At 36.7% G+C, this 20,404-nt stretch carries 18 protein-coding genes; all 18 read left to right on the forward strand.

What is annotated here, in order from left to right; genetic code table 11:
• The first annotated feature begins 235 nt into the window (after positions 1-235).
• Positions 236-442 carry a hypothetical protein gene (locus FTU90_RS09325; RefSeq protein WP_373687592.1) on the forward strand — a complete coding sequence of 69 codons (207 nt, stop codon included), beginning with the start codon at positions 236-238 and terminating at the stop codon, positions 440-442.
• A 153-nt stretch (positions 443-595) separates the two neighbouring features.
• A complete protein-coding gene (gene tviB, locus FTU90_RS09330; protein ID WP_180072429.1) occupies positions 596-1,873 on the forward strand; it encodes a Vi polysaccharide biosynthesis UDP-N-acetylglucosamine C-6 dehydrogenase TviB in 1,278 nt (425 codons plus the stop codon).
• An 18-nt stretch (positions 1,874-1,891) separates the two neighbouring features.
• Entirely contained in the window at positions 1,892-2,917 is a 1,026-nt protein-coding gene (locus FTU90_RS09335) for an NAD-dependent epimerase/dehydratase family protein (RefSeq protein ID WP_180072431.1), read from the forward strand.
• Between the two features lies 1 nt (position 2,918).
• On the forward strand, positions 2,919-4,436 hold the full coding sequence (locus FTU90_RS09340) for a hypothetical protein (protein ID WP_180072433.1): 1,518 nt from the start codon (positions 2,919-2,921) through the stop codon (positions 4,434-4,436).
• Entirely contained in the window at positions 4,433-5,773 is a 1,341-nt protein-coding gene (locus FTU90_RS09345; RefSeq protein WP_180072435.1) for a Coenzyme F420 hydrogenase/dehydrogenase, beta subunit C-terminal domain, read from the forward strand. Before FTU90_RS09340 ends, FTU90_RS09345 begins: the two co-directional genes overlap by 4 nt.
• A gap of 1 nt (position 5,774) precedes the next feature.
• On the forward strand, positions 5,775-6,920 hold the full coding sequence (locus FTU90_RS09350) for a polysaccharide pyruvyl transferase family protein (protein WP_180072437.1): 1,146 nt from the start codon (positions 5,775-5,777) through the stop codon (positions 6,918-6,920).
• 3 nt (positions 6,921-6,923) lie between these two features.
• Entirely contained in the window at positions 6,924-7,898 is a 975-nt protein-coding gene (locus tag FTU90_RS09355) for a glycosyltransferase (protein WP_180072439.1), read from the forward strand.
• Positions 7,895-8,977 (forward strand): glycosyltransferase family 4 protein, encoded by a 1,083-nt coding sequence (locus FTU90_RS09360; RefSeq protein WP_180072441.1) that lies wholly within the window; start codon positions 7,895-7,897, stop codon positions 8,975-8,977. The genes FTU90_RS09355 and FTU90_RS09360 overlap by 4 nt, the downstream gene beginning before the upstream one ends.
• 31 nt (positions 8,978-9,008) lie before the next feature.
• Positions 9,009-10,094, forward strand: coding sequence for a glycosyltransferase (locus FTU90_RS09365; RefSeq protein WP_180072443.1), 1,086 nt, complete (start codon positions 9,009-9,011; stop codon positions 10,092-10,094).
• Positions 10,095-10,148: 54 nt separating this feature from the next.
• Positions 10,149-11,498, forward strand: coding sequence for a phenylacetate--CoA ligase family protein (locus FTU90_RS09370; RefSeq protein ID WP_180072445.1), 1,350 nt, complete (start codon positions 10,149-10,151; stop codon positions 11,496-11,498).
• A 1-nt stretch (position 11,499) separates the two neighbouring features.
• Entirely contained in the window at positions 11,500-12,639 is a 1,140-nt protein-coding gene (locus FTU90_RS09375) for an EpsG family protein (protein ID WP_180072447.1), read from the forward strand.
• Positions 12,636-13,778 (forward strand): glycosyltransferase family 4 protein, encoded by a 1,143-nt coding sequence (locus FTU90_RS09380; RefSeq protein WP_180072449.1) that lies wholly within the window; start codon positions 12,636-12,638, stop codon positions 13,776-13,778. The genes FTU90_RS09375 and FTU90_RS09380 overlap by 4 nt, the downstream gene beginning before the upstream one ends.
• A complete protein-coding gene (locus tag FTU90_RS09385) occupies positions 13,779-14,387 on the forward strand; it encodes a sugar transferase (RefSeq protein ID WP_180072451.1) in 609 nt (202 codons plus the stop codon).
• Positions 14,387-15,040 (forward strand): acetyltransferase, encoded by a 654-nt coding sequence (locus FTU90_RS09390; protein ID WP_180072509.1) that lies wholly within the window; start codon positions 14,387-14,389, stop codon positions 15,038-15,040. The genes FTU90_RS09385 and FTU90_RS09390 overlap by 1 nt, the downstream gene beginning before the upstream one ends.
• A 31-nt stretch (positions 15,041-15,071) precedes the next feature.
• The gene (locus tag FTU90_RS09395) at positions 15,072-16,247 is read left to right on the forward strand and encodes a DegT/DnrJ/EryC1/StrS aminotransferase family protein (protein ID WP_180072453.1); all 1,176 of its coding nucleotides are present in this window, start codon (positions 15,072-15,074) and stop codon (positions 16,245-16,247) included.
• Positions 16,248-16,360: 113 nt separating this feature from the next.
• Positions 16,361-18,235 (forward strand): nucleoside-diphosphate sugar epimerase/dehydratase, encoded by a 1,875-nt coding sequence (locus tag FTU90_RS09400; RefSeq protein ID WP_180072454.1) that lies wholly within the window; start codon positions 16,361-16,363, stop codon positions 18,233-18,235.
• Positions 18,236-18,247: 12 nt separating this feature from the next.
• Complete coding sequence (gene galU, locus FTU90_RS09405; protein WP_180072456.1) at positions 18,248-19,123, forward strand: UTP--glucose-1-phosphate uridylyltransferase GalU; 876 nt, start codon at positions 18,248-18,250, stop codon at positions 19,121-19,123.
• Between the two features lie 15 nt (positions 19,124-19,138).
• The gene (locus tag FTU90_RS09410) at positions 19,139-20,395 is read left to right on the forward strand and encodes a nucleotide sugar dehydrogenase (RefSeq protein ID WP_180072458.1); all 1,257 of its coding nucleotides are present in this window, start codon (positions 19,139-19,141) and stop codon (positions 20,393-20,395) included.
• Positions 20,396-20,404 lie beyond the last annotated feature (9 nt).

The following is a 20,404-nucleotide window of genomic DNA, read 5'->3' on the forward strand; positions in this document are numbered from 1 at the left end:
TGAATTTGCTGCCAGATATCATCGGTGAGAAGAGTACGTGCCATTGAAAAAATATAGAAATCAAAAGAGCTTAAAGGAGGATTTTAAGTATTTAAAACCAATTTTTCAAATGAGGACACGCCCTAGCTCAAGGCTACATCGGTAAGATCTTTGGCGATCGTGGCTACATCAGTGAAGTTTAAAAGATAAATTAGCGAAGCAAGATATTGAATTAATGACCTACCATCGCGAGAATATGCGGCCAGTGGAACTATCATCAGACGATGAAGCAATGCTGAGACAGCGGAATAAAATAGAGACCATCTTTAGCTTATTGAAACAACAATACAACTTGGTAAGCAGTCGCCATCGTTCCATTTCAGGTTATTTCGCTAGGATTTATGCATCGTTATGTGGTTATCAAATCTGTTATCAAAATAAGCCTCAATTTACAATGATGTAAAACTAGGCTTATCCATGATTCGGATTAGTTAAATATTTTCTTATTTTTTTGTTTTTTGGTGTTAAATCACAACAGAATTTTCATATTTTTCTGCTAGTATGCCTGCCGAAAGATTTAATCTTCATAAGTACAGTACATAAATAAGGCGTTGAAATGCTATCTATTGCAGATTTAAAAATTGCGGTGATTGGTTTGGGCTATGTGGGCTTACCACTTGCAGTTGAATTTGGGAAAAAAGTACCTGTAGTTGGTTTTGATATCTACCAGAAACGAATTGATGAACTTAAAAGTGGTCAAGACCATACCCTTGAAGTTTCCCCAGAAGAACTCAAACAGGCAAATCAACTTAGCTATTCAGCAAATTTAGAAGATTTAAAAAGCTGTAACTTTTTTATTGTGACTGTACCTACCCCAATTGATGAATTTAAGCAGCCAGATTTAACGCCGCTTGTTAAAGCCTCGACCAGCATTGGACAGGTACTGAAAAAAGGCGATGTGGTGGTGTATGAGTCTACGGTATATCCGGGTGCGACTGAAGAAACCTGTATTCCGGTTCTGGAGCAAGTGTCAGGCCTGAAGTTCAATCAGGACTTTTTTGCTGGTTATAGCCCAGAACGTATTAACCCAGGCGATAAACTGCACCGCGTCACCAATATTCTGAAAATTACCTCAGGTTCTACTCCTGAAGTCGCAGAACTTGTTGATCAAGTGTATAACCTGGTGATTGAGGCAGGTACACATAAAGCGACTAGCATTAAAGTGGCTGAAGCGGCAAAAGTGATTGAAAATACCCAGCGTGATGTCAACATTGCTCTGATTAATGAACTGGCTGTGATCTTTAATAAAATGGGAATTGATACGGAAGCAGTTTTGCAGGCTGCCGGTACCAAATGGAATTTCTTGCCATTCCGTCCAGGTCTGGTCGGTGGACACTGTATTGGTGTTGATCCGTACTATTTAACCCATAAAGCGCAGTCTATCGGTTACCACCCTGAAATTATTCTGGCGGGTCGCCGTTTAAATGACGGTATGGGGGCTTATGTAGTGACCCAGCTGGTCAAGGCGATGATCAAGAAAAAAATTCAGGTCGAAGGTGCCAAGGTTCTGGTTTTAGGCTTAAGTTTTAAAGAAAACTGCCCGGATATTCGTAACACCAAAATTATTGATATTGTCAATGAGCTGACGGAATACAATATTGCTGCCGATGTGTATGACCCGTGGGTAGATGCGGGCGAAGCTCAACATGAATACGGAATTACTCCAGTCGCAAATCTGGAACAGGATCAGTATGACGCAGTGATTCTAGCCGTTGCACATGATCAGTTTAAAGCCATGGGTGTTGAAGTATTACGTGCCCTAGGTAAGTCCGCACATATTTTATATGACCTGAAATATGTACTGGAACAATCTGAATCTGACCTTCGTCTGTAATTTATAGGGATCATAAATATGAGCCAATATCAAACTGTATGCGAGCAATTACAACAAGCACCTAAAACCTGGTTAATTACCGGTGTGGCAGGCTTTATTGGCTCAAATTTATTGGAAACCCTGTTAAAGCTGAACCAAAAGGTGGTGGGTCTGGACAATTTTGCCACAGGTCATCAGCATAATCTGGATGAAGTGCAAAGTCTGGTCAAGCCTGAACAGTGGGGAAACTTCAAGTTTTATGAAGGTGATATCCGTAATTTTGCAGACTGCCAGACAGCATGTGCGGGTGTGGAGTATGTCTTGCATCAAGCCGCCTTAGGCTCTGTACCACGTTCGATTACTGATCCGATTACTACCAATGCAGCCAACATTACCGGCTTTTTAAATATGCTGACTGCTGCACGTGATGCAGAAGTGAAAAGCTTTACCTATGCCGCCAGCAGTTCAACTTATGGTGACCATCCGGCACTACCTAAAGTGGAAGAAAATATCGGCAAGCCACTTTCGCCTTATGCCGTCACTAAATATGTCAATGAGCTGTATGCTGAAGTCTTTGCTCGGACTTATGGGTTTAAAACTATTGGCCTGCGTTACTTCAATGTTTTCGGTAAGCGCCAGGATCCGAATGGTGCCTATGCAGCGGTGATTCCAAAATGGACAGCGACTATGATTGTTGGTGATGATGTTTTCATTAATGGTGATGGTGAAACCAGTCGTGATTTCTGCTTTATTGAGAATACAGTTCAGGCCAATATTCTTGCAGCAACTACGCAAAATGATGAAGCTAAAAATCAGGTTTATAATGTGGCAGTAGGTGATCGTACTACTCTTAATGATTTATTTAATGCTATTAAAGCTGCGTTAAATGAAAATGATATGAATTATACGAAAGAGCCTGTGTATCGTGATTTTCGTGCTGGGGATGTTCGACACTCACAGGCGAGTATTGAAAAAATTAAAGAAAATTTAAATTATCAACCAACGCATACAATAGGTATAGGAATAGAAATTGCAATAAACTGGTATTTAGCTAGAAATAACTAGAATGTCAAAAAATTCTATAATTCTAAAAAATGCTTCGTATTTAGTATTCCGTACTCTACTCATTAGTTTGATAGGGTTATTTACTGTTCGTGAGGTACTTAGACTATTAGGCGTTGAAGAGTATGGATTATTTAATCTAGTTTTTGGTATTGCGGCCTTATTTGCTTTTATCAATGGTGCAATGGTTTCATCTACTCAAAGATATTTGTCATATTATATTGGTAAAAAAAATAACAAACTATTTGAAGATGTCTGGAATAGTAGTTTATTGCTACACTTATTAATAGCAGTCACTGTTTCGGTTGTTCTACTCGGTATAAAAGACTTAATGTTGAATAGAGTCTTATCTATTGATTTAAACTATATGGAATCTGCAAACTTTATATTCTACTTTGCTATAATTTCTATTTTTATTTCAATATTTCAAGCACCTTTTAATGCATTGATATTAGCAAAAGAAAAGATGTCTTTTTATGCAGGATTATCTTTGTATGATGCTATTTCTAAATTAGGAATAGTTTTTTGCTTATATTTCACGCAAGAGTCGTTGTTGGAAAAGTATACAATTTTGTATGTAAGTTCAAGTTTGGTGGTCTTTATTATATATGTTTTATATTGTTATAAAAAGTTTGATAAAAAAATATATTTAAAAGTTTCAAATGTTCCTTTATTAAAGGAAATGTTTTTTTATTCTTCATGGAATATTTCTGGTAATTTTGCTGCTATTTCTAAAATACAAGGCATAAATATTTTACTGAATATTTTCTTTGGAGTGATAGTTAACTCTGCATATGCTATAACAAATACAGTTATAGGTGTGGTGGGTGGTTTAATAAATTCAATTTCTACTGCGATTAATCCACAGATATATAAAAGTTATGCAGAAGAAGATTATATGCGTAATAGCTTATTAATTAATATTGGGTCAAAATTTAGTTTCTTTTTTTGTCTCCTAATAGTTTTGCCAATCTTATTTAATACTCAATATTTATTAGAATTATGGCTACATGAAATTCCTAGGTATTTGATATACTTTGTACAGTTAGCATTGGTTATTATGCTAATAGATTGTCTTTCAGGAACATTAATGACGGGAATACAGGCAACAGGGAAAATTAAAGTATATCAAATTATAGTAAGTATTTCAGTTTTCATGAATCTTCCTTTATCCTATTTAGCATTACAATTTATACCTAAACCATGGGTTATTTATTGGGTTGCATTATTGATGTCTTTTGTAAGCTTAGGGCTAAGATTATATTTTTTAAAACATTTGGCTAAATTTAGTATAATCGTATATATCAATTCAGTTTTGGTCAAAATAGCTCTTGTTTTATTTTTTTCAGTATTTTTCTCTTGGTTTTTGAGAGAACTTTTTGAAATTGATGATCAAATGATTTCATTTCTTTTATCATCAATTATTATAGTATTAATTGTAGTGGCTAACATCGTTTTATTTGGGCTTTCAACTATAGAAAGGCAGTTTATACAAAATAAAATAAAGGTTTTTTTAAAATGAGTATTGATTTGATTGTTAAAAATCACTTATGCACTGGTTGCGGAGTTTGTGTTTCTGAGGATCAAACTCATCAGGCAAAAATGATCTGGAATAATGAGGGATTTCTTGTACCCTCATTAGGTAAAAGCTCAACTCAAGATAAGATGATTAAAGTTTGTCCTTTTGCAATTCAACAAAAAAATGAAGATGAATTAGGGGAGTTGTTTCTAAAACTGCCAGAAACTCAATATCACGATAAAATTGGATATTATTATGGGCTTTATGCAGGATATAGTAAGGAATTCCGTGAAACGTCTTCATCCGGTGGGATAGCCACTTATGTTTTTAATGCTTTGTTAGAGCAGAAGATAGTAGACCATTTGTTTATCGTTAAAGAAGTTGATGGTCAATATGCTTATCAGTTTTTTTCTAATGTTGAAGAAATTACCCAGATATCAAAAACAAGATATACCCCTGTAACTTTAGAGAAGCTATTTCAAGAACTTTCGAAAGTAGATGGAAAAGTCGCAGTTTCTGGTGTGGCTTGTTTTGTTAAGGCAATACGTTTAAAGCAAATGTATGACCCAGTTTTAAAAGAAAAAATAGCTTTTATTGTAGGCATTATTTGTGGTGGGTTAAAAAGTAGATATTATACAGATTATTTAGCACAGGAAGCAGGATGTAAAAGCGAATATAGTCATGCTCAATATCGTGTAAAAAATAAAGAAAGTTATGCTTTAGATTATAAATTTTCCTGTATAGAAAAATCAGATAAAAAAATTCATATGGTGGATATGCAAAGCCTTGGGGATATGTGGGGAACAGGCCTATTTAAATCGAATGCTTGTGATTTTTGTGATGATGTTTTAACTGAACTAGCGGATATTTCATTGGGAGATGCATGGATTCATCCTTATGATCAAAGTGGTTTAGGTAATAGTATTATTATTACTAGGAATAAAATAGTAGAAACTCTAATTAAAAATGGTTTAAATCAAAATTCTCTTACTTTAGATAAGGTAACTGAAGGAAAAATATTACTATCTCAAAGTGGTAGCTTCAATCATCGTCATAAGGGAATGCTATATAGAATAATGAAAGCAAATAAAAGTATGAAAATTGTTCCGAAAAAACGTGATAAGCATCTAGATGAACAAGGAATTTTCTTTAATTTTGTTCAAAGCTCTAGATTAAAAACACGTCAAAAAAGTTTGGATTTTTGGCTAGAAACTGCTGATAATCTTAAATTTAAAATGAAAATGAAACCTTATCTAGATGAATTGAAGTTTTTTACTTTATGGAATCATCGTTTAATTAAATTGAAAAAAATTATTTTTAGTAAGAAGAAGGGGGCTTGAAATGACCAAAAAAATTGCGATATTAACACAACCTTTGCATGTAAATTTTGGTGGAACATTACAAGCATTTGCATTGCAAAAGACTCTTATTGGTATGGGGCATCAGGTAGAAACTCTTAATTATGATTGGAAAAAGTCCTCTGATTTAAAGAAGATTTTATCTAGTTTAAAGCATAAAATTTTATCAAATAAAAGTATTTTTCCTTTTTTTGAAAATGAGTTACAAGCTATTAGAGCTGAGCATAAAAAATTTATAAAAAATAATATAAAGTATTCCGAAAGTTTATATTCTCATCAAGATCTGAAAAACTATATTGAAAGTCAGAGTTTTGATGCTGTAATAGTTGGAAGTGACCAGGTATGGCGGGTTGCATATTCGCCACGTATTGAAAGTTTTTTTCTAGATTTTTTAAGTCATGATAATCAAATTAAAAAGATTGCTTACTCAGCCTCCTTTGGTATTGATCAGTGGCAGTTTAATAAGCAAAAAACAATAGAGATAAAAAGGCTATTAAAAAAATTTCAGAGTGTTTCAGTGCGTGAAAAGTCTGCAGTTGAACTGTGTCAGCAATATTTGAATGTAGAGGTTAAGCATACTCTAGACCCAACTCTTTTATTGGAAGCTAGAGAGTATTTAAAATTATTAAATCCTCAGCAAAAAGACAGTAGGAATATCGGAAAAATTTTCGTATATGTTCTTGATAGAAATGAAAGAAAAAAGAAAATAGTTAAGAGTATTTCTAAAAAATTAGGGAAGGAAACTTTTTATAATCAACCTGAAAAGACTGTTAAGGAAAGTTTTATTATTAAAGACTTAAATCCTTATATTTATCCTCCTATAGAAAATTGGATAAAGTCTTTTACTGAAGCTGATTTTATTGTGACTGATTCTTTTCATGGTACGGTATTTTCAATTATTTTTAACAAACCATTTATTTCTATCGTAAATAAAGAAAGAGGTGCTTCCAGATTTGAATCTCTATTAGGGATATTGGGGCTAGTGGATAGAATGATAGATGAAGACACTATAATAACTCATGATTTATTTGAAAATAGAATAGACTATAATAAGGTTAACTGTTTATTAAATGAGTGGATTGCTTACTCATATAATGAACTGAAGACTGCGCTTGTTGACAAGGAATAACCTGTGATTGTAGCTCCAAAACTAAGTGTTATTGTTCCTATATATAACATGGAAAAATACTTACCAGATTTTTTTCAATCAATTTTAGATGCTAATCCACCACGAGAGGTTGAATTTGTCTTTGTAAATGATGGATCTACTGATTCAACTAATACTTTGTTAGCTAATTTTATTTATGATAATGAGTTAAATATAAAAATGATCAATCAAGTCAATCAAGGAGTAAGTGCAGCAAGAAATACAGGGGTTTTAAATGCAAATGCTGAATACATTGCTTTTATAGATCCTGATGATATGGTTGTAAGCAATTATTTTGAAAAAATTCTAGAAATTTTAAACTATAATGATGTAGATATCATTCAATTTGGTGCAAAGCGTTTTTTTCAGGATGTAGCAGATGGTTTTATAATGACAAACTCTATGTTTAATGATGGTGTTCATGCCTTAACTGAAGAAAATTTGATGAAAATCTTTTCCAATGGTTTTTGGGTCTGTTGGTTGAGAGTATTTAGAAAAAAATTATTTGAAAATATTGATTTTCCTAAAATATATAGTAGTGAAGACTTAGCTGTTATTCCTATTGTTTTTTTAAGAGCTTCTTCAATTTATTATACTAGTGAGCCTTTATATTTATATAGGTTTAATCCGAATAGTTTGACTGCTTCAAAAGATGAAGGCTATATACATCGTGCAGAAAATTCATATAAATATATTTTTGACGATTTTAAGAGTAAGTATGCTCAATACCCTTTATTATCTACTACCATTGTTCCGATAATTAGGGGGCATATTTACTTTTTAATCAAAAATAAAAATAATGCTTATGCTAGGGAAAAATGGAAATATTTTAAGAATGAATTAAATAACTCTAAATTTGATCCAAGATTAATCAGAAAATTGTCAAATAAATTATTTTACAGATTTGGTATTGATTTTTTAATTATATTTGAATTTATTAAAGGTTTAATTAAAAAATGAAAAAGAATATTTGTTTCTTGGTTGGAAACTTGAATAACCCAGGAGGTACTGAGCGTGTCTCTTCAGCTATTGCAAATGAGCTTACTAATTTGGATTTTAATATTCATATGCTAAGTATATGCGAAGGTCAAAACCCTTTTTTTTCATTAAGCAATGAAATTGAAGTTAGCAGTATTTTTGCTAAACCTAAGAATATGATTTTTAACTCTTTATTTCTAATGTATAAAATTAGAAGTTTTGTTATTAAAAATTGTATTGATACTTTGGTTGTTGTTGATAGCATTTCTTGCATTTTTACCACGCCAGCATTATTTGGATTAAATATTAAACATATATGTTGGGAACACTTTAATTTTAATGAGGATTTAGGGATTCGATATAGAAAATGGGGTAGGATTCTTGCAGCAAAGTATTGTGATAAAATCATTACACTTACTCATAAAGATAAATCATTATGGTTGAAAAACATAGCTAATAGTAATTTAAGTGAAAAAATTATTGTTATCCCTAATCCCAATCCATATGAAAATATGCAGTTTGTATCTAAAAATAAATCAAATAGGGTTTTAGCTGTTGGGAGGTTAACTCATCAAAAAGGTTTTGATTTATTAATACATGCATGGGCATTAGTTTGTAAACATAATTCTGATCGAATTTTAACCATTGTTGGGAATGGTCCAGATGAAAATAATCTTAAAGAATTAGCTATTAGCTTAGAGGTTGATTCTAGAATAGAGTTTTTACCAGCAACAAAGAATATAGAATTTTATTATAGGAACTCTTCATTTTTTTGTCTAAGTTCAAGGTATGAAGGTTTTGGTATGGTTATTCTCGAAGCCCAAGCTTTAGGTTTGCCTGTTGTTAGTTTTGATTGTGACTGTGGTCCTTCTGATTTAATTAAACATGATGAAAATGGATATCTAGTTGATCCTGGTAACTATCAATCTTTAGCTGAAAATTTATTAAAGATGATTAATTTGCCTGAAGAAACCTTTATAAAATTTAGTAAAAACTCAATTGAAAGTGCCAATAAATTAAATGTAAATAATTTAATTCCTAATTGGTTATCTATTTTATAGTTTATACAAATAATCTGAGTTGAATTATCTTATGAATATACTCCATATAATATCTTCACCTGCATCTGGTGGTGCTGAAGTTTATGTTAAAGATCTAGCTAAGTGCTTAGCTAGTCAAGGTCATAATTTACATATAGCATTTTTAAGTAATGCATCTGATATTGGTAGAGATAGTGTATATGAAAAGAATTTTCTAAATGATTTGAAGCTCTCAGGAATTCATATTTATATTATTGGTAATGAAACTCGTAAAAAACCATGGATAGGTGTGTTGCGTATAAAAAAATATATTTCTGATTATAATATAGATATTTGTCATACTCATTTAGCATATGGAGTTTTTTTTTCTATTCTATTAAATATTCCTGTTATATATACACACCATACCATCTCGCCACGTTGGGGAATTCTCACTTATTCTTTATTTAATAAAATTATTAATCAATATATTGGTATATCTAGGACTTGTGCTATAGCTTTATCAAAATATACTGGTAGAAAAGTAAATACAATAATGAATGCAGTTTCTGATGATAAGTTTCGAGGATATATACGAGAAAGGAAAATAGAACAAGTTATAACGATAGCTATGGTTGGTCGACTCAACATTCATAAAGATTATTTAAATATGTTGCAAGCATTAAGTATCTTGGATAATTCTTATAAAACGAGAATAAGAGTATTAATTGCAGGAGAAGGCGATTTAAGTTACAAAAGAAAATTAAACGATTTTATTGAAAAAAATAAATTAAAAAACATAGTCTCATTTGTTGGTGTAAAAGAAAATATTCCAGAGTTTTTATTCGGAGCCGATGTGTTCTTAATGAGTTCTTCTACAGAGGGGTTGCCCATTGCTCTTGTTGAAGCTACTTTATCTGGTTTGCCTTGTATTGTTACTGATGTGGGTGGGTGTGCAGAAGTTATAGAGAATAGTAAAAATGGTATAGTTGTTTCTCCGGGTAATCCACAGGCTTTAGCCGATGCTATTTGTAGGTTGGTCTCTGAACCTAGACTTATAGAAGAGTACTCTAAAAATGCTATTCACAATGCATCTCAGTATTCAATTTCAAAAGCAGCTCAACTTCATTTAGACTTATATAGTGGTATCTTAAGATAGAAGTAAATATAGTGTACTTGCGTTGTTTAATTTATACAAATATCGAGCTTAAAAATGTCACTTAAAGAAAGCCTAGTTCGTTTTAGCCCTCACTTTATTCAAAATGTAGCGGTTACATTATTTAATGTATATCAGTATAAAATTCGACATGGGGGGAGTTATTCTGATTTTAGAGAATATTATAAAAAAGTAGATCGTTTCTCAAAAGATGAGCTAGAGCAGGAAGCCAATATCAAGAAAAGTGATTTTTTGACTTATGTTATAAATAATTCAGAATGGTATAAAGAAGAAAAATTAGATAATTTAGACAAAGTTAAAGTGCTTGAAAAAGAAGATATTATTAATAATTTAGATAAAATAAAAACAATAAATGAGTCAGAAGGTATCGTGAGTTTAACAGGAGGCACAACAGGTGCCTCTATGAAAGTAATTTATACCAAAAAAGATATGCAAGAACGTTTTGCTATTTTAGATCATTTTCGTGCACAGCATGGTTATGAGCTAGGCAAAAAAACAGCCTGGTTTTCTGGTAAAAATCTTATTACTCAGAAGGATATAGATAAGGGAATTTGTTCTCATTATGATTTCGTAAATAAAATCAGATTTTACTCTACTTTCTTAATTAATGAGAAGAACTTTGATATTTATTGGAAATCCTTAAATGAATTTCAGCCTGAATTTCTAGTAGGTTTTCCCTCTAGTGTTTTCGAGATTTGTCAAATTGCTCGAGAGAGGGGATTAAAATATAAAGGAAAAGCAAAAGTTTTTTTCCCGACAGCAGAAACTGTTTTACCAGAACATCGAGAAGTAATATCTAAAATACTGGGTTGTAAGCTAGTAGATCAATACGCATCTTCAGAAGGTGCACCTTTTATTTTAGAATGTAGTAAAGACCATTTACATATTCATCCATTAACTGGCATCTTTGAAGTTGTCGATGAAGATTTAAACCCTGCTCAATCTGGTCAGATGTTAGTGACTTCTTTCACTACTCATGGAACTCCACTCATAAGATATAGAATTGGGGATTCAATCACTCTGGCTGATAACTCAAAAAAATGTGATTGTGGATCTATTTTTCCTTTAGTTGAACGTATTGAGGGGCGGACAAACGATTATATTCTTTCCCCTACCCACGGTAAGGTTAATCTAGGCAATATCAGTAATTCAACTAAAGACACTAGAGGTATAGTCTGTTTTCAGTTAACCCAAGATAAAATTGATCATCTAGAAGTCAGAATTGTAGCAAGTAAAGATTTTGATAAAAAACAAGAGATGAATTTTATTTCTTCATTACGTGAAAGAATTGGGAATAATATGGAATTAGATATTAGATATGTTGAAGCCATTGAGAAAGAGAAAAGTGGGAAGTTTAGAATTGTTAAAAATTTAGTAGGTAAATAAGATGTTAGAATTTGATTTTTATCAAAATAACTTAACTTTTCTTTTTTTAATAATTACTTTTTTTATTGTTTTTATTATAGGTTGTAAACATAAATCTGATATTAAAATAATTTTTGGATTATTTGTTTGGCATACTCTATTTTCTTTATTTTATTATTATTTTACTTTATATAATGTTTCAGATGCAGGGAAATATTATAGAATCTCAAAGATTAGTGAGGTAGAGTTCTATCCTGGTTCTCCTTTTATTTACTATTTTTCCTCTATATTTTCTAAGTGGGTGGATGCAAGTTATTTAAATGTTACATTTATTTATAATATTTTTGGATTACTTGGGCTTGTTCTTTTATATCATTCTTTAAAAAAATATATTGAAAAACTTTCTTGGTATTGGTTTTTCTTATTGTTTATACCCTCTATGAGCTTTTGGAGTGCGGGGTTAGGCAAGGATGCCATTTCATTTTTTTCAGTATGTTTATTTTTATACACTATAACTTCCAATAAGAAATTATATATTCTGCTTCCAATATCATTTTTCTTTATGTTTATGGTGCGACCACATATCGCATTAATGATGATTGTATCATTTGTAATTTATTTTATTCTCCGGTCTAAGATTCACTTATTAGTTAAATTAATTACTTTGCCTGTTATTATAGCGGGAGTTGTTGTTTCCTCTGGTTTTGTGCAGCAGTATGTTGGGTTAGATGAAGCGTCACTTGATAGTGTTAGCGGTTATGTAGATGATCGTCAGAACTCTAACCAAGGGGGGGGCTCTTCTATAGATTTACAATCCATGAGTTATCCAGTGCAAATGTTTACTTATGTATTTAGACCTTTACCTTTTGATGCTCATAGTGCATTAGCTTTATTTACCAGTATTGAAAATACTATACTGTTAATATTGTTTTTATATGTCCTATTTAAAAATAAGTTTAGACTAAATTATTTTATAGAGGGCAAAAATGCCTGGCTATTAATTTATGCATTTTTGACATGTAGTATGTTAGCAATTACTACAGCAAATTTAGGTATTGCTACTCGTCAGAAATGGATGTTTATGCCAATTTTAATTTATTTATTAGTTTATACATTTTATCAATTTAAAGAGTCTCAACGTATAGGTAGGCTTAGAAAATGACCTTTCTAATTATTTCTAGCTTTCTCCCTTCAGTCTTAAACTTTCGTGGAAAGCTACTCGAAGCGATCCATCAACAAGGCTATGAAATCCATATTATTGCACCTGATCTGGCTTTTTTCCCTACTGAGTATGAAAAACTCCTAAATTTAGGTTATTACGTACATGAAGTTTCCATGCAGCGTACAGGTACCAATCCGGTAGCAGACTTAAAAACATTAGGAAGCATGTATACGCTTATAAAAAAAATCCAACCTGATTATGTCCTGTCTTATACGATCAAGCCGGTGATCTATGGAACACTGGCCGCGTGGCTGGCACAGGTACCACATCGCTATGCTTTAATTACAGGTTTAGGTTATGCCTTTCAAAATGTAGAAAATCAAAGTAAACGTAGTATTTTCCAGAAACTGGTTCATGGTTTATACCAACAGGCCTTATCGCGCAGTCATAAGGCATTTTTCCAAAATCCAGATGACCTGAAACTTTTTCAGGATTTAAAGCTTTTAAACGCTCAAACGCCTACAGTAGTAGTGAACGGTTCTGGGGTTAATGTTGCCGACTTTAATATATTACCTTTACCTGTAACCGTTGATCAAAAAGTTAAAATATCCTTCTTGTTGATTGCACGTTTACTGGTAGATAAAGGTATCCGTGAATATGCTGAAGCAGCAAAAATTATCAAATATAAATATCCACATGTAGAATTTAATCTGGTGGGATGGATTGATGAAAATCCTTCAGCAATTGACCAGCAAGAACTGGATCAATGGGTAGCCAGTAATACATTAAACTACTGGGGAAAATTATCCGATGTTCGCCCTGCAATTGCAGAAAGCTCGGTGTATGTGTTGCCGTCGTATCGTGAAGGCACACCCCGTACTGTCTTAGAAGCCATGGCCATGGGGCGCGCAATTATTACTACAGACGCACCAGGTTGTCGTGAAACTGTTACCGATGGCGATAACGGCTTTCTGGTTGAAGTAAAATCCGTAGAAAGTTTAGTAAAAGCAATGGAGAAACTAATTCTTCAACCAGAGCTTATCGCTAAAATGGGAAGTCGCTCCCGAGAAATCGCACTTCAAAAATATGATGTCCATCAGGTCAACGCACATATGATGCAAGAAATGGATTTAATTTAAATGCTAAAACGCCTTCTCGATATTATCATCGCTTCCATTGCCCTGATCCTGCTTTCACCACTTTATGCCTTTGTGGCTTACAAAGTGAAAAAAAATCTGGGCTCTCCGGTCTTGTTTCGCCAGGTGCGTCCCGGTTTACATGGTAAGCCCTTTGAAATGATCAAGTTCCGCACCATGAAAGATGCTGTGGACGAGCAGGGTAACCCATTGCCGGATAGTGAACGTTTAACGCCTTTTGGTCAAATGCTGCGTTCTACCAGTCTGGATGAAATGCCGGAACTGTGGAACGTGATTAAAGGCGATATGAGTATTGTTGGCCCACGCCCGCTGTTGATGGAATACCTGCCGCTTTACAGTCCTGAACAGGCCAAACGCCATGATGTAAGACCGGGCATGACGGGTCACGCGCAGGTCAATGGCCGCAATGCCATTGGCTGGGAAGAAAAATTCAAGCTGGATACCTGGTACGTCGAAAATCAGTCCATTTGGCTCGACTTCAAAATCATGTTTAAAACGGTACATAAAGTTTTAGCAAAAGATGATATCAGTGCTGAGGGGGAAGCGACCATGACACGCTTTATTGGCTCACAAAACAAGGATGAAACATGATGACAGCTTTATATATTGGTATTTATGGTGCAAGTGGTTTTGGTAAAGAAGTTATGCCATTGGTTCGCCAGCAATTTCCAACCTTAGCCAAAGATAACTTTGTTTTTATTGATGATGGCCAAGCTGGCACTAGTTTAAATGGCTATGTTGTTTTAAGTTATCACGATTTTCTCGGCAAACCAAATACACATAAGGCTGTGACGATTGCTATCGCAAATAGTCAAGTTCGTGAAAAACTGGTTCAGCGTTTAAATGAAGACCAGATACAGCATCTAGATGTTCAGGCAGGCAATACAGTTATTCTGGATGAGGTGCATATTGGTGAAGGGAGCTTACTTTGTCCTTTCACCTGTCTGACATCCAATATTAAAATTGGAAAATTCTTTCATGCCAATATTTATAGCTATGTTGCTCATGACTGTGTCATTGGCGATTACGTCACCTTTGCTCCCGGGGTGAAATGTAACGGTAATATCCATATTGAAGACCATGCCTATATTGGTACAGGTGCCGTAATCAAACAGGGTACACCTGACAAGCCTTTAGTGATTGGTAAGGGGGCTGTGGTTGGTATGGGTGCTGTGGTCACTAAGAGCGTTCCACCTGGCGTAACGGTGATTGGCAATCCAGCAAGAATTCTAGAGAAAAAATAAGTTTTTAAATTTTAAAAATTCAGGAAACATCATGTTAAACACTGCATTTGAACCATGGCCAAGTTTTACTCAGGAAGAAGCGGATGCGGTTTCCCAGGTTTTGTTGTCGAATAAAGTCAACTACTGGACCGGACAGGAATGCCGTGAGTTTGAAAAAGAATTTGCCGAGTTCGCAGAAACCCGGTATGCAGTGGCATTGGCCAATGGAACTGTAGCACTTGATGTCGCACTCAAGGCATTAGGTATTGGCGCAGGGGATGATGTGATTGTGACCTCACGCACCTTTCTGGCCTCGGCCAGTTCTATTGTCACTGCTGGGGCAAATCCGGTCTTCGCCGATGTCGAACTGGACTCCCAAAATATCTCCCGCCGCACCATTGAAGCGGTAATTACACCCAATACTAAGGCCATTATCTGTGTGCATCTGGCAGGCTGGATGTGCGACATGGACCCGATCATGCAGCTGGCTTCCGATAAAGGCCTGTATGTGATCGAAGACTGTGCACAGGCGCATGGCGCGAAATATAAAGGTAAATCTGCCGGTTCAATCGGCCATGTTGCGGCTTGGTCCTTCTGCCAGGACAAGATTATGACTACAGGCGGTGAAGGCGGTATGGTCACCACCAATGACGAAACCCTGTGGAAAAAAATGTGGTCCTATAAAGATCATGGCAAGAACTTTGACAGCATCTATAACAAACAGCATCCACCGGGTTTCCGCTGGCTGCATGATTCCTTTGGTACCAACTGGCGCATGATGGAAATGCAGGGTGTGATCGGCCGTATCCAGCTGAAAAAAATGCCGGAATGGACTGAAAAACGCCTTGCCAATATGGAGAAGATTTATGCGGAATTTGCAGACAGTCCATATTTTAGCGTTCATCGTCCATCCGATGATTATGTGCATGCTGCCTATAAATGTTATGTGCAGGTCAATATCGATGCTTTGCCTGAAGGCTGGTCACGTGACCGGATCATGCAGGAAATCAGTGCGCTGAATGTGCCTTGTTTCAGTGGCTCCTGTTCAGAAGTTTATCTCGAGCATGCTTTTGATGATACGCTATGGCGTCCAGCACAGCGTTTGAAAAATGCGCAGCAATTGGGTGAAACCAGTCTGATGTTTTTAGTTCATCCTACTTTAAGTGATAACAGTATGAATAAAACAGTTATGGCAATTCAGCACGTTATTGCTAGAATAGTTAATTAAATTTTTGCAAGATAAATGCGCCAAATTTGGTGCATTTATCTATAAAATATTACTTTAAATCCTGAATAGAATTGTAATTCATTAAAACATATTAAAATGAGACGGCACATCTTGTGAAATCGATCATTACTCCCTTTGTAGAGTCACCACGAGCATTAAAACTCGCCTTTTTAATTTTTCTTGATTTCTGTACTTTTCCCGTTCTGATCTGGCTTTGTTACGCCATTCGCCAATTTGATCTCGGGGCAGATGTGGTACCGAATCTGGCTCTTGGTACGCTATGGGTCAGCGTAATTGCAGTAGCCTCACTTTTTATCTGTGGGGTGTATCGCTTTATTGTCCGTACTTATAATGAAGTGTTTATGATCAAGATGGGGCTGGCGACGGCATTGACTGTCGCTGGTCTTTATGCCCTGGCTTATTTTACCCCGGCATTTATTCCGACCTCTATTCCTCTGATGTTCGGCTTTATGATGTTTGCCTGGATCTGGTTTAGCCGCGGCATCATCCGTTTTATTATCCGTTCCTACTTGCAGGCGGACGTACAGAAAAAACGTATTGCAATTTATGGCGCGGGTCATGCAGGTCAGCAGGTTGCTGCTGCACTGTATCGTTCCAATGAACATTTGCCGATCATGTTTATTGACGACAAACGCTCGCTAGCGGGACAGCAGCTGGGTCGACTTAAAGTCTATGATGCCCAGACTGCCTTAAAACTCATGCGCAAGCAAAAAATTGATGAAATCCTGATTGCGTTGCCTTCGGTAGGGCGGGTCCGTAAAAGTGAAATCATCAAGTTTTTAGAACCGGCGCATTTAAAAATTACTGAAATTCCAGGTCTGACCAAACTGGTCGATGGTGAAATTCGAATTTCTGATATTCAGGAAGTAGATATTATTGATTTACTGGGACGTGATCCTGTTCCGCCGGTTCCTGAGCTGCTGGCCAGAAACATTAAAGATAAAGTGGTGATGGTCACAGGCGCGGGCGGTTCGATTGGTTCAGAACTCTGCCGCCAGATCATTAAAAACCAGCCGGCCAAAATTATCATTTATGAACTGACTGAATTTGCGCTCTATAGTATTGAAAAAGAGTTACGCCTCACGGCAAGCTGTGAAATTATTCCGATTCTGGGCTCTGTACTGGATGAATCCAAGCTGGAACGGGTGATTGAACAATATGGCGTACAGACTGTTTATCATGCTGCCGCCTATAAACATGTCCCGCTGGTGGAATGTAATCCTCTGGCAGGGCTAAAAAACAACGCTGTCGGAACCGCCTTTAGTGTGAATGCAGCGGTGAAGAAAGGTGTCGAAACCTTTGTGTTAATTTCAACCGATAAGGCGGTACGTCCAACCAACGTGATGGGGGCGACTAAACGGATGGCAGAGTTGTACTGTCAGGCTATGGCAGAGGCTCAGGATCAGACTCAGATCAGTATTGTGCGCTTTGGCAATGTACTCGGTTCTTCGGGCTCGGTGGTGCCGCTGTTTAAACAGCAAATTGCCAAAGGTGGTCCGATTACCGTGACTGACCCGGAAGTGACCCGGTTCTTTATGACCATTCCGGAAGCCTCGCAGCTGGTGATTCAGGCCGGTGCTTTGGGTACAGGGGGCGACGTGTTCCTGCTGGATATGGGCGAGCCAGTACGGATTCAGGATCTGGCTCGTCAAATGATTGCCCTTAGCGGACTCAAAGTCAGAGATAATAAAGACCCGAATGGCGATATTGAAATTCAATATACTGGATTACGTCCAGGTGAAAAACTTTATGAAGAGCTGCTGATTGACGAAGCAAATACAGAAATTACCGCGCATACGCGTATTCTACGATCTGTCGAGAAACATTATCCATTGGCAGAAATTTTGGCAGTATTTAACCGTATACATGAACTTAGCGCGACTCAGGCCGATATTGAATGGGCACTGGCACAACTAGAATATTATGTGGACGGTTATGTACGCGGTAAAGAAATTAAAGTGAACTAGGTTTTTATAGATATGATCAAGAAAGCAATTCTTCCTGTAGCGGGTTTGGGTACACGTTTTTTACCTGCGAGTAAATCAATTCCGAAAGAAATGGTGACAGTGGTAGATCGCCCTGCGATTGAATATGTGGTTCGTGAAGCAGTTGCTGCCGGGATTGAACAGATTATTCTGGTCACTCATTCTTCCAAGGCCTCGATTGAAAATTATTTTGACCGTAACTTTGAGCTTGAAACGACCCTTGAGCAAAAAAACAAAACCGACCTGCTGAAAGAAATTACTGAAATTTTGCCTTCGGGCGTGAGTGTGATTAGTGTACGCCAGCCGCAGCCTCTGGGTCTGGGTCACGCAGTACTGTGTGCCAAAGCCGTGATTGGTGATGATGATTTTGCAGTGCTGTTACCGGATGTGCTGGTCAAGGATCAGGATCCTGAAAATGATCTGGCACGCATGATTCAGCGTTATGCTCAATCTCAGGCTTCACAAATCATGGTGGAAGCGGTACCTGAACATCTGGTGGATCAATATGGCATTGTCGATGTGGCAGAGTCACCAGCCGAAGGTCACAGTATTGTGATGCAAGGGATTGTCGAGAAACCGGCAGTTGGGACGGCACCATCGAATCTGTCTGTGGTGGGGCGTTATATCCTGCCGGCAAAAATCATGCAGCTGTTGGAACAGACACCACGCGGGGCGGGCAATGAAATCCAGCTCACCGATGCCATCGCCATGTTGCAGCAGACTGAAGCGGTTGAAGCTTATCGTATGAAAGGTCAAACTTTTGATTGTGGTAACAAGCTTGGCTATTTAAAAGCTGTTTTACATTATGGCGTGGATCATCCCAAGCTTGGTCACGAGTTTAAAGCATTGATTCAGGAACTGGCATTATAATAATCAAGGGATACTATGAAAGTCGCGGTACTGGGAAAAACCTTATTTTCAGGGGTCATTGCAGCCCTTCTAGCTGAATGTGGTCATCGGGTAGTGTGGTGTAACAGCTTCAGTAGCGATGATCCGGCACGGACTTATTTTCAGGATGAAGCACTACAAGCATTGCTGCAGAAACAGGAAAAATCCGGCTTTTTAAACTGCTGTGATTTTCAGCATCTGGATTTCAATCAGGATGCTTTTTTCTTTAGTTTTAATGCAACCGAAGAACATATGGCATTGCAGATGCTGGATACCATCCGGCATGCCTGTTTTGCCCATCCCAAACTGATGATCAATGCCTCGACTTTTGGCTTGCACGGAACGCAACGTTTTCAGCAACTTCTGCCAAATGATGACTGGATTTACCTGCCAGATATCATTCAGGAAGGCAATGCGATTCGAAGTTTTATGCAGGCCAGCCAGCTGATTGTCGGCTGTGACCAACCGGATGCACAGCTTAAAATCAGAGAGCTGTTACGGCCCTTATTTCCGCGTGCACAGCAGTATCTGTTTATGCCGGTACTGGATGCCGAATTTACCAAACTGAGTATTTCCGGCATGCTCGCTACCCGGATCAGTTATATGAATGATCTGGCCAGTGTGGCAGAAAAACTCGGCATCGATATTGAGCAGGTACGGCAAGGTATGGCGGCGGATAACCGCATCGGTTCCGCCTACTTGTTCCCTGGGGTCGGTTTTGGTGGAGAAAATTTCTCGCATGATATCCGGACCCTTACTCACGCTGTGGCAGATTCAGGAGTGAAAAACCAGCTGTTAGAGCAGGTCTGGGAAATTAACGAACAACAAAAAGAATTGCTGTTTCGCAAGCTCTGGAATTATTTCCGTGGCGATTTACAAGGCAAAGTGGTGGCAATTTGGGGTGCAGCCTTTAAAGAAAATACCCCGAGTATCCAGCAATCTCCAGTGCATGCCATGCTGACTGCATTATGGGCGCAGGGCGTGACAGTCAAACTGCATGATCCACAGGCACTGGCCAATATTGAAAAGGTCTATGGTGCACGGGATGATTTAATCCTGTGTGAAGATCAATATCAGGCTGTCGAAGGTGCAGATGCCTTGTGTCTGATGACGGCCTGGAAACAGTATGGCAGTCCGGATTATCCTTATCTGATTAAACTGATGCAGCATCCACTGATTCTAGATGGGCGTAATCTGTATGATCCGGCTTATATCAAGGCACGTGGTTTTAATTATATTGGGGTAGGACGCTAATGTTGAGCC

It is taken from the genome of Acinetobacter sp. YH12200 (assembly GCF_013418175.1).
GTDB lineage: Bacteria > Pseudomonadota > Gammaproteobacteria > Pseudomonadales > Moraxellaceae > Acinetobacter > Acinetobacter pseudolwoffii.

What these genes read in the sequence shown, in the direction of transcription:
- FTU90_RS09345 (WP_180072435.1), top strand. Translation starts at nt 4,433, where the DNA reads ATGAGTATTGATTTGATTGTTAAAAATCACTTATGCACTGGTTGCGGA.
- FTU90_RS09370 (WP_180072445.1), top strand. Translation starts at nt 10,149, where the DNA reads ATGTCACTTAAAGAAAGCCTAGTTCGTTTTAGCCCTCACTTTATTCAA.
- FTU90_RS09325 (WP_373687592.1), top strand. Translation starts at nt 236, where the DNA reads ATGCGGCCAGTGGAACTATCATCAGACGATGAAGCAATGCTGAGACAG.
- FTU90_RS09350 (WP_180072437.1), top strand. Translation starts at nt 5,775, where the DNA reads ATGACCAAAAAAATTGCGATATTAACACAACCTTTGCATGTAAATTTT.
- FTU90_RS09390 (WP_180072509.1), top strand. Translation starts at nt 14,387, where the DNA reads ATGACAGCTTTATATATTGGTATTTATGGTGCAAGTGGTTTTGGTAAA.
- FTU90_RS09360 (WP_180072441.1), top strand. Translation starts at nt 7,895, where the DNA reads ATGAAAAAGAATATTTGTTTCTTGGTTGGAAACTTGAATAACCCAGGA.
- FTU90_RS09335 (WP_180072431.1), top strand. Translation starts at nt 1,892, where the DNA reads ATGAGCCAATATCAAACTGTATGCGAGCAATTACAACAAGCACCTAAA.
- FTU90_RS09380 (WP_180072449.1), top strand. Translation starts at nt 12,636, where the DNA reads ATGACCTTTCTAATTATTTCTAGCTTTCTCCCTTCAGTCTTAAACTTT.
- FTU90_RS09395 (WP_180072453.1), top strand. Translation starts at nt 15,072, where the DNA reads ATGTTAAACACTGCATTTGAACCATGGCCAAGTTTTACTCAGGAAGAA.
- FTU90_RS09410 (WP_180072458.1), top strand. Translation starts at nt 19,139, where the DNA reads ATGAAAGTCGCGGTACTGGGAAAAACCTTATTTTCAGGGGTCATTGCA.
- tviB (WP_180072429.1), top strand. Translation starts at nt 596, where the DNA reads ATGCTATCTATTGCAGATTTAAAAATTGCGGTGATTGGTTTGGGCTAT.
- FTU90_RS09340 (WP_180072433.1), top strand. Translation starts at nt 2,919, where the DNA reads ATGTCAAAAAATTCTATAATTCTAAAAAATGCTTCGTATTTAGTATTC.
- FTU90_RS09365 (WP_180072443.1), top strand. Translation starts at nt 9,009, where the DNA reads ATGAATATACTCCATATAATATCTTCACCTGCATCTGGTGGTGCTGAA.
- FTU90_RS09385 (WP_180072451.1), top strand. Translation starts at nt 13,779, where the DNA reads ATGCTAAAACGCCTTCTCGATATTATCATCGCTTCCATTGCCCTGATC.
- FTU90_RS09375 (WP_180072447.1), top strand. Translation starts at nt 11,500, where the DNA reads ATGTTAGAATTTGATTTTTATCAAAATAACTTAACTTTTCTTTTTTTA.
- galU (WP_180072456.1), top strand. Translation starts at nt 18,248, where the DNA reads ATGATCAAGAAAGCAATTCTTCCTGTAGCGGGTTTGGGTACACGTTTT.